The 4,686-nt window shown below is 67.1% G+C and carries 6 protein-coding genes; 4 read left to right on the forward strand and 2 right to left on the reverse strand.

Annotated features, from left to right (window positions below; translation table 11 throughout):
• Nucleotides 1-557 (reverse strand): malonic semialdehyde reductase (locus tag AC5RWT_RS34650; protein WP_494084178.1); only part of this gene is annotated, 557 nt, incomplete at its 3' end.
• Nucleotides 558-712: 155 nt separating this feature from the next.
• On the opposite strand from AC5RWT_RS34650, the gene AC5RWT_RS34655 reads away from it, so the two are divergent.
• The 3 genes from AC5RWT_RS34655 to AC5RWT_RS34665 all read left to right on the forward strand — a co-directional run bounded on the left by AC5RWT_RS34655 (nt 713) and on the right by AC5RWT_RS34665 (nt 2,509).
• Nucleotides 713-1,039, forward strand: coding sequence for a hypothetical protein (locus AC5RWT_RS34655; protein WP_494084179.1), 327 nt, complete (start codon nt 713-715; stop codon nt 1,037-1,039).
• Nucleotides 1,040-1,168: 129 nt separating this feature from the next.
• The gene (locus tag AC5RWT_RS34660; RefSeq protein WP_494084183.1) at nt 1,169-2,113 is read left to right on the forward strand and encodes an NADP-dependent oxidoreductase; all 945 of its coding nucleotides are present in this window, start codon (nt 1,169-1,171) and stop codon (nt 2,111-2,113) included.
• Between the two features lie 33 nt (nt 2,114-2,146).
• The gene (locus tag AC5RWT_RS34665; RefSeq protein ID WP_494084180.1) at nt 2,147-2,509 is read left to right on the forward strand and encodes an iron chaperone; all 363 of its coding nucleotides are present in this window, start codon (nt 2,147-2,149) and stop codon (nt 2,507-2,509) included.
• A 2-nt stretch (nt 2,510-2,511) separates the two neighbouring features.
• Here the strand turns inward: AC5RWT_RS34665 and AC5RWT_RS34670 are convergent, their stop codons facing one another.
• The gene (locus tag AC5RWT_RS34670) at nt 2,512-2,991 is read right to left on the reverse strand and encodes a TetR family transcriptional regulator (protein ID WP_494084181.1); all 480 of its coding nucleotides are present in this window, start codon (nt 2,989-2,991) and stop codon (nt 2,512-2,514) included.
• A 334-nt stretch (nt 2,992-3,325) separates the two neighbouring features.
• Between AC5RWT_RS34670 and AC5RWT_RS34675 the strand changes: the two genes are divergently transcribed.
• Nucleotides 3,326-4,552 carry an MFS transporter gene (locus AC5RWT_RS34675; protein WP_494084182.1) on the forward strand — a complete coding sequence of 409 codons (1,227 nt, stop codon included), beginning with the start codon at nt 3,326-3,328 and terminating at the stop codon, nt 4,550-4,552.
• The last annotated feature ends 134 nt before the right edge of the window (nt 4,553-4,686 follow it).

The raw sequence follows: 4,686 nt of genomic DNA on the forward strand, positions 1-4,686 counted from the left end.
GTGCCGACGTTGACCACCATGAAGGTGCGGTTGGCGGTTCCGGCGTTGAAGTCCTCGTCGATGCCTGCTGCGTCGAAGGCGCCCATGGGGCCGGCGTGCAGGCCCACGGCGCGGACGGCCACGATGAAGAATCCGGCCTGCAGCCATGCGTTGTTCTTGGCGACCTCGGCGCGCATCTCGGCGTTGTCGTCGAACATCGCCTTGCGCTCCGGAGCGTGGGGGAAGAAGGTTTCGAAGTGCTCGTGCCAGTCGGTGTCGTAGCTGAGCACGGCGACCATCGGAGCGGTCTCGGTTTTGGCGCGGTTGCCCTCCGCCATGCGGGCGGCGAGTTTTGCCCGGGCTTCCGCAGAGCGGACCCAGGTAATGCGCAACGGCTGGTTGTTCATCATGGTCGGGCCCATCTTGGCCAGCTCATAGATGGCGGCCAGCTGCTCGTCCGAAACCGGCTCGGTGGAGAAGGTGTTCGCGGTGCGGGCTTCCAGGAACAGCTGGTTGGCGGCCTCGCGGTCCACGGACAGTTCGTTCTCCAGGTTGACGTCAGCGGTTTCGACGCTCATGTGACTCCTCAGGTTGGGGCGGGTGGGTCTACCGGGTTCAACAGCGTTCCCTCGTACCGGAATTTCTTCCGCGGGGGTGACGTTCCTTACATCAACCGGGTTCAGGTGGCCGGCAATCATTGCCTCGCCCCGCTTTCCACTGATAGACAAACACGGTGACGGACACCGCTGCTCCTGCCCGCCGCCCCGTGTGGTGGGGCGTTCTGCTGATGGTCGGCGGCTGGGCTGCGCTGGGCCTGCCGATCGTTTGGGCCTTGATGGTGGCCTACATCGGGTTCACCGGATGCATGATCTCCTGCGGCGCTCCGGATCCCGCCACCGGGTTCGTCGGCCTGGCCGCCCTTGCCATCATGGCCGCCGCGCCGGTCCTCGCTGGCATCGCGCTGGTCCGGCGCAACCGCGCCTGCTGGATCGCAGCCGCCTGCCTGCTGGCACCGATTCTGGTGCCGCTGGCTTACGGCACCGTGACGGGCGCCCTCTGACCGGCACGACGGCGGCGCATCGCCGTCGTCGTCCCCTGCCCAGGGCCCCGCTTTTGGCACCATAGGCAAGCCCGCCGCCCGCCACTAGGGTGGATTGAAAAGGGAAGGCGGCATCCATTGGCCAAGACCATGCAGGCTATGAGGTACACCCGTTACGGTGGGCCAGAGGTGCTGGAGCACGCAGAGGTTCCCCGGCCGAAGGTAGCCCCCGGTGCGGTCCTGATCCGGGTCCAGGCCGCCGGCGTCAACCCGGTGGACTGGAAGGTGATGTCCGGCGGGCTGGACAGGATGCTGGATGTCCATTTTCCGGTGATCCCGGGCTGGGACGTTGCCGGAGTGGTCGAGGAAACGGGACCGGATACCCCGGAGTTTTCGCCCGGCGATGAGGTTTACGCCTACGGCCGCCGGGACACTGTGGCGGGCGGAACGTACGCGGAGTTCGTCGCCCTGCCGGTCGCCATGGTGACCCGCAAACCGGCGTCGTTGTCCTGGGAGCAAGCCGGCGGCCTGCCGCTGGCCGGAATGGTGGCACAGCGGACCCTGGACGCGCTGGCTCCGGCGGCCGGGGAAACCCTTTTGATCCACAACGGCTCAGGCGGCGTCGGCCGCATCGCCGTCCAACTGGGCATTGAGCGCGGGCTGCGGGTCATAGCCACCGCCTCACAAAAGCACCACCAGCGGCTGCGGGAGTTGGGCGCCGAACCGGTGGACTACGGCGACGGCCTGGTGCACCGCGTGCGGGAACTCGCGCCGCAGGGCGCGGACGTTGTGGCGGACTTCGTGGGCGGCGTCATGGACGACACGCAGTCCGTACTGCGCAACGGTGGCCGGCACGCGTCCATCGCCGACCCCGCTGCGGCGAAACGCGGCGGCCGCTACATCTGGGTGCGTCCGGACGGAGCTGAGCTCGCGCGGCTGAGCGGACTGGCCGACGCCGGCAAACTCATGGTTGATATCGACCGCACTTTTCCGCTGAATCAGGCTGCGGACGCCATGCGTTACAGCCAGGAAGGCCATGCCGCCGGGAAGATCGTGCTGACACCGTTCACCTCAGACGCGGGAGACACCGACTAAGGGCAGCGCGCAGAAGACGGCAGGTGGATCAGGATGACCGGACAGTTTTCAACAGTCGACGACTACATCGCGTCGTTCCCGGAGGATGTCCGGATCATTTTGGAGGAGATCCGGCAAACCATTCACAACGCCGTACCGGGGTCCGAAGAGAAGATCAGCTACGACATGCCGTCCATCATGTTCGAGGGGCACTACCTGGTCTACTTCGCCGGATGGAAGCACCACGTCTCGCTCTATCCACTGCCTCAGGCCGACGCGGCCCTGGAGCGTGACATGGAGCCTTACGCCGGAGCCAAGGGGACACTGAAGTTTCCGCTGGGAAAACCAATCCCCTACGACCTCATCAGGCGCGTGGTCATCGCCTTGGCACGCCAGCGGGGCGCATTTGGCGCTTAGCTTCAGTCTTTCTCAGGCTGCCGGGGCTTCGGCCGCAGCTCGGCCAGCAGTTCCTTAAGCCGTTCGTCGGTCAGATACGTCATGCCGGTGAGCACGTCCGTAATCCGGCGCCGGTCTTCGGGCCTGAACCGTGTGCTGTCCAGCATGTCGGAGACCCACAGCCCGTCCATGGCCAGCCGGACGATGATACCGATGATGCCCACGGGCTCGCGGGGATCGAGGTCCTGCCGGTCCAGCCGCTGGTTGAGGTAGACCAGCGATTCGGCCAGGTTCGGTTGCCGGATGGCCGTGGACAGCAGGGCAGTCTGGTTCCGGTCGGTGTTTGCCTGGGCATCGGAGAACGCCGCAATGTAGGCCCGCTCCTCGGCGCCCAGCGGCTCCGGATCAGCGTCCGCACGCTCGCCCAGCTCGTGCACCAAATCCATGATGATCGCTTCGACATCGCGCTCGACCTCATCGATCGGCGCCCCAGGTTCGAACATGTTGCCTCCCGTAGTTCACGGCGGGATTGCCGCCCTAGCCAGTCTATCCACAGCCGCCGCGCCGCCGCCGCCCGGGCACCAACCGCCTGGATTCACGGCCGCCATCCCCTGCCGCCGCCCCCGCCCGGGCACCAACCGCCTGGATTCACGGCCGCCATCCCCTGCCGCCGCCCCACCACCACCCTGCCTACACCCGCGCGCGTCCGGCGCCGGCTGGCCACATTGGAGTCAACTATTACGACGCAGACTCCCGTCTTACGTGCCGCGCGTCACCTTCGGCCCGCCGCAGATAGTCTGTACAGGCAACAATCGGCAGTCGGGCGGAAGGAGCACCATGGCCGCACCAGTCGCCACCGGGCAGCGGGCAGACGCGGCGTGGATCGCCGTCGTTCTTGCCGGCATTACCGCCGCCATGCACATCTGGAAGCTGCCCACGGCCATTCCCATCATTCAGGACGAGCTCGGCATGTCGCTCGTGCAGGCCGGCGTGCTGCTGGGCGTGGTGCAGGTGGCCGGCATGGCGGGCGGCCTGGCCGTTTCCTTGCTGGCGGAGATGATCGGTGCGCGGCGCTGCCTGCTGGCCGGCCTCTGGCTGCTCATCATCGGGTCGATCATCGGCGGTTTCGCCGACTCGGTCGCGCTGCTGATGGCCAGCCGAGCCCTCGAAGGCGCCGGCTTCCTGTTGACCACGGTGGTGGCGCCCGGCCTGATCCGTTCCAGCACGCCGATGGCCCGGGTGAACATGGCCGTTGGCTTCTGGAGCGCCTATCAGGGCTTCGCGACCTTCACCGGCCTGGTGGCCAGCGCGCTCATCCTGCAGGCCACCGACTGGCACACCTGGTGGTGGATCATGGCCGCCCTGACGCTGGCGCCGATCCCCTTGGTGCTGAGGTTCGTGCCGCAGGACCCCGCGCGCGACGGCTCCGGCCTGCCGGCGGCCATCCGCCGCATCGGCCGCACGGTGCGGTCCCCCAAACCGTGGGTCGCCGGTGTGGTGTTCGGCTGCTACACGGTCCAGTGGATGGCCGTGGTCGGCTTCCTGCCCACCATTTATCAGCAGAACGGCGTCACCGGCATCTGGCCGGGAATCCTGTCGGCGGTGGTGGGCGGCCTCAACATCGTGGGGGCTATCGGCGCCGCTCCGCTGCTGCAACGCGGCGTCCCTCCGCGCCTGCTGATCATCCCCACCTTCATTCTGATGGGCACGACGACGGTGCTCACCTTCGCCATCGACTGGACCTCGGTGCCGGGCGGCATGGCCATCCAGTTCGCCTGCGTGGCCGTGTTTTCGATGGTGGGTTCGGTGATTCCGTCCACGCTGACCCGCATGGCGGTGGATCTTGCGCCGGCGGACGGCTCCACTCCTGCCGCCATGGGTTTGATGCAGCAGATCTTCAACGTCGGCAACTTCACCGGCCCGGCCATCGTCGCCTGGCTGGCGACCGTCACCGGCGGCTGGCAGTCCACCTGGTGGATGACCTGCACGTTCGCCGCCCTCGGCATCGGCCTGAGCCTGTACCTGAGCGAAAAGCGCCTCGGACTCAACTTCGCCCACCGCTGACTCCAGGCAGAAACTTCGCCCGCAGTTAACGGCGGCCGAAGCCGGCTGCTTCGGTGCACGGAAGCAGAGCACTCTCGCCCGGACCCGCTGCGGCCAGAGGCCTGTTCGCTATACGCTACATTGCTCCGGGAAGG

This window comes from Arthrobacter sp. Dra40 (assembly GCF_059091905.1).

Coding starts and splice junctions, on each gene's coding strand:
- AC5RWT_RS34660 (WP_494084183.1), top strand. CDS start 1,169: ATGCAGGCTATGAGGTACACCCGTTACGGTGGGCCAGAGGTGCTGGAG.
- AC5RWT_RS34675 (WP_494084182.1), top strand. CDS start 3,326: ATGGCCGCACCAGTCGCCACCGGGCAGCGGGCAGACGCGGCGTGGATC.
- AC5RWT_RS34670 (WP_494084181.1), bottom strand. CDS start 2,991: ATGTTCGAACCTGGGGCGCCGATCGATGAGGTCGAGCGCGATGTCGAA.
- AC5RWT_RS34665 (WP_494084180.1), top strand. CDS start 2,147: ATGACCGGACAGTTTTCAACAGTCGACGACTACATCGCGTCGTTCCCG.